Origin of the sequence: Streptomyces milbemycinicus (genome assembly GCF_002154605.1) — a bacterium.
In the GTDB taxonomy this organism is placed as follows: Bacteria; Actinomycetota; Actinomycetes; order Streptomycetales; family Streptomycetaceae; genus Streptomyces; species Streptomyces milbemycinicus.
The window spans coordinates 1-3894 of record NZ_MUNE01000905.1 but is presented as its reverse complement, the minus strand read 5'-3'; the positions used below and the strand labels follow the sequence as shown (position 1 = coordinate 3894).

The window sequence follows — 3894 nt, the reverse complement described above, 5'->3', positions numbered from 1 at the left end:
TCCGGCGGCGCGACGCTCAGCGGCTAGTCGTCATCGTCGCCGCCGCCGGACTTGCCGCCGGCGAGGTCGTCGTCCACGTCCTCGAAGATGTCCAGGAACTCCTGGCCGCCGATGGTGGTCAGGTTGCCGCCCTGAGTGGAGAACAGAGTGGAGATGGTGGTCTCCAGGTTGTCCTCGATGTCCCCGAAGAGCTTGGCCTGCTCCTTGTAGATCTCGATGACGTTCTCCGCCATCGTGGCGAGGCTCTTGTTGAGCTTCGCCACCTGCCCGTCGACTTCGCCCTCCTGGAGCATCCAGCCGAGCGACAGCGGCTTCCCGGCCTGGTAGGAGTCGAAATCCTCGATGCTGATGTCTTCTTTGCCGACCAACGAGCCCATCGAGGGACCGAACGTGGGGTCGTCCTCGGTGATCTTGCGGATCTCGTCCTTGAAGGGCAGCACGCGATCGTCGAGGAAACTCTGGAGACCGGCCTTGTCCAAGGTCAGCTTGGTGGTCTTCTCGTTCGGATCCTTGGTGTCCACTCCGGGTCCTTCCCGCTGGGGGTGTGATGGGCGGGCCGGCCGCGGGGGCCGGCCGCCGGCGGCGTCAGCGGCCGATCTTCACCGAGTCCCACATCTGCGTCAGCGACTGCTCGCTGTACTGGTAGTTCTCGGAGACCGAGGTCAGCAGGGCGGAGTGCTTGGTCAGCAGGTCCTCCATCCCCTTGACCGCGTTGTCCCAGGCCTGCTGCTTCTGGGTGTAGACGTCCTTGTCGTCACCGATCCAGGTGTTCCTGAGCTCGTTGAGCTCCATCTCCAGGTTCTCGAGCGTGGTCGCGATGGCCTTCGTCTGCGTGATCATGTCGTCGGCCGCGTTGCTCATATGCGAGTAGTCGACGTAGATGTAGCCGTCGGTGAAGTCGCTCATTGCCTGTCCTCGTCTCGCCTAGGGTCCTAAGGGGTGATGGGGAAGCCGGCGGCCCGGATCAGCCGGTCAGGGTGTCGAAGACCGCGTCCGACTGCGAGTAGGCCTGGTTGATGGCCTCGTTCGAGGACCCCTGCTGCTTGCCCTGCTCGACGAGGGTCTGGTTCAGCGTCTCGATCATGTCCTGGACGTTGGTGAGGATGACATCGGCCTTCTCCTCCCAGGAGGTGACGAGGTCCCGGAAGGCGCCACCGTCACTGCCCTTGTAGTGGGTCATGAGGTTGCTCTTGGTGGACTCGACGTCCTGGCGGCACTTCATGACTCCGCTGAAGGCCATCTCCAGGGCCTGGATGCCGTTCCGTGTCGCGGATTCCTCCGACTGCTGCATGCCATTGGCAGACATACGTGCCCCTCTCCTCGATCGGCTTCAGGACGGCGATGCTATGAGGCCCCGCTTGTCTTCTCGCCTTTCTGACTTGTCGTCAGATTGCTTTTCGCTTGTTCGCCCTTGCCGGGGAAACGGCAGCGCGGCGCCGTCACATTGACCTGGCCGTTCTGCGCGGCCTGCGGATACAGGTCGGGGCCGGAGGGGAGCATCGACAGCATCAGCGAGGGCAGCTCCTGCGGGGCCTCGCCGTCGTAACCCAGCGCCTTGACCGCGTCCTGGCTCGCCAGCCGGTGCTTCACACCCGAGTCCGTGACCAGGTAGACCGTGCTGCCGACCCGGCCCCCGCCGGCGCCCAGCGCCCGTACGAGAACACCGCGGCCCGGCGGCACGGTGATCCGGTCCACGGGCAGACACGCCGGGGCCGCGGCCGCCCCCGCGGAGTGCTGGGCGACCGGGCCGAGGTCGGGCTCCTCGACCAGCGTGACGCCGACCCGGGTGCCCTTGCCCTGCGGTGCCACCCGGACACACGGGGTCTGCTCATCGGCCACCGTGACCGCCTTGGGTGGCGAGCTCGGCATTTCGCCGGGACCCTGGTGCGGCGAGCCCTGCGGCGCGAGATTGCCCTGCAGCGCCTGGGAGGTCACCGGCGAGGCGACCGGCGCCTGGCCCCCGTACGCCTTCTCGCGGGTCTGCGGATCGCCCAGCACCAGCGCCAGTTCGGTCGCGGTGAGCGGTGCGAGGCCATCCTTGCGCAGCAGGTAGTAGCGGCTGCCGGAGCCCGGAACGTCCAGCGTGAACGCCTGGCCGACCCTGGTGGACCGGCCGCCCAGCCTCGGTCCCGAGTCGCCGATCCCCGGGTTCTCCGGCGGTGCGAGGTCGGGGCCCGCGGGCAGCGCACTCAGGAAACCGGCCGATACGGGCACCGGCTTGGCGGAGGCGTAGCCCAGCGCCTCGGCCGCGCCCGAGTCGCGGTCCAGCCGCAGCCGACTGCCCTGCCACAGCAGGTAGCGGTTGCGGTCCGGGCCCGAGACGAGCACCCCCTCGCCCTTGCCGAGCGCGTCGCCGGGAGTCTCCGCGCCCACCGCGAGCGTGGTGCCGACCTTGCCGTCGTCCTCCGCCGACGGCGCGGAACACACCTGCCACGGGTCGTCGGACAGGTCACCCGCCTTGGGCAGCGAGTCCGGGGCGCCCTCGATGCCGATGGGCGTGCCGAGCGGGGTGCCCTTGAGGGATTTGGTGCCCACCGTGGTGGTCTCCAGGTCGGAGCCGGCGAGCAGCAGCGCCGAGGCGTAGTTGCGCACCGGGCGCAGCCGTCCGTCGAGGTACAGATAGCGGGCGCCGGTCTCCTTGTCGACGATCAGCTTTCCGGCGGTGCGCCAGGAGTCCTTCTGGCCGGGCGAGACGAGGCCGAGGACAAAGGCGCCGGCGCACAGCAGCACGGCGATGATCACGCCGATGGCGACACCGCGGTTGGTGCGGCCCTGGGGGCTCTCGGGGGCGTCCGGGTCGGAGCGCAGCATGCTGGAGGTCAGCCGGCCCATGAGGAACATATGGGCCTGGACCTGGTCGCGTTTGGTCTGCATGGAGAACTCGTCCTTGGGCGGTCTTGGGCGTTATCCGTTGAGGGAGCGGAGGGCGCCGTAGACGCCGAGCACCCACAGCGACAGGGGCAGCATGCTGATCGCCATGGCCGAGTGCAGCAGTTCGGCGGCCCGGCCCCAGTACGGGACCAGCCGCCGTCCCGGAACCGTCCAGGAGGCGATGGCGATGGCGGCGGCGACCGCGAGCAACCCGCCGACCAGCAGCAGCTTGCCGGTCGAGCTGTACGAGGTGGCCGCCTCGTACGTCAGCAGGGCGCCGCCCCACAGGGCGGGGGCGACCAGCGACAGACGCTGGAGGGTGTTCCCGAGGCCGCGGCTGTGCAGCAGGAGCAGCACCGACAGGGCTGCCATGGTGATGATCTCGGGGAGGTCTTCGGCGCGTGCCAGGCCCAGCATGCAGCCGGCGCAGATCGTCCCGGCTGCGGCGTACAGGCCGGTCATCCAGCCGTCGGCGACGACGGTGCGGGCGGCCACGGCGGCCGGCGAGTGGGGTTCGATGCCCTCCTGCAGCTGCTGGGCGTTGGTGGGCAGCGGTGGCATGCGCAGCCCGGAGAGCCGGAACGACATCGAGGGCACGAACGCGCCGAAGAGCACGGCGGCCAGGGAGACCAGCCCGGCGGCGTGGGCGGCCGACAGATCGGCGGTCATCATCAGCACGGCCGCGAGGACGCCCGCGGCGGCGACCGCCACGGCGGCCACGAAGAGCGCGGCGAAGGCCACGACCAGGGCGACGGCCAGCATCGCGCCGCCCGCCGCGGCGGCGCTCGCGGCGAGCAGCCGGGAGCCGAGCACTTCGTACGGGTGCGGTCCGCCGAGGTCGCCGCCGGGCAACAGCCAGCCGGCGAGGGCGAAGTAGGGCACGGCGGCGAAGCCGAGCGCCGCGCCCGCCTCCGCGTCGCCGACCGCGCGGCTGGCCGAGGCGGCGCCGCCGAGCAGGAACGCCCCGGCGACGGCCGCGGCCAGGGCGCGCAGTTCGGCGGGCGGGCCGGGGGTGGCGAGAAC

At 70.2% G+C, this 3894-nt stretch carries 5 protein-coding genes; all 5 read right to left on the bottom strand.

Annotated elements, in window-relative coordinates; all coding sequences use genetic code 11:
• Positions 1-23: 23 nt before the first annotated feature.
• Positions 24-521: a type VII secretion system-associated protein gene (locus CCN51_RS48650; protein ID WP_014174509.1), complete on the bottom strand. Its 498-nt coding sequence runs from the start codon at positions 519-521 to the stop codon at positions 24-26.
• Between the two features lie 64 nt (positions 522-585).
• Positions 586-906, bottom strand: coding sequence for a WXG100 family type VII secretion target (locus CCN51_RS48645; protein WP_014174510.1), 321 nt, complete (start codon positions 904-906; stop codon positions 586-588).
• Between the two features lie 58 nt (positions 907-964).
• Positions 965-1306: a hypothetical protein gene (locus CCN51_RS48640; RefSeq protein ID WP_014174511.1), complete on the bottom strand. Its 342-nt coding sequence runs from the start codon at positions 1304-1306 to the stop codon at positions 965-967.
• A 38-nt stretch (positions 1307-1344) separates the two neighbouring features.
• The gene (eccB, locus tag CCN51_RS48635) at positions 1345-2874 is read right to left on the bottom strand and encodes a type VII secretion protein EccB (protein ID WP_014174512.1); all 1530 of its coding nucleotides are present in this window, start codon (positions 2872-2874) and stop codon (positions 1345-1347) included.
• Between the two features lie 30 nt (positions 2875-2904).
• Positions 2905-3894 (bottom strand): type VII secretion integral membrane protein EccD (gene eccD, locus CCN51_RS48630; RefSeq protein ID WP_086861073.1); only part of this gene is annotated, 990 nt, incomplete at its 5' end.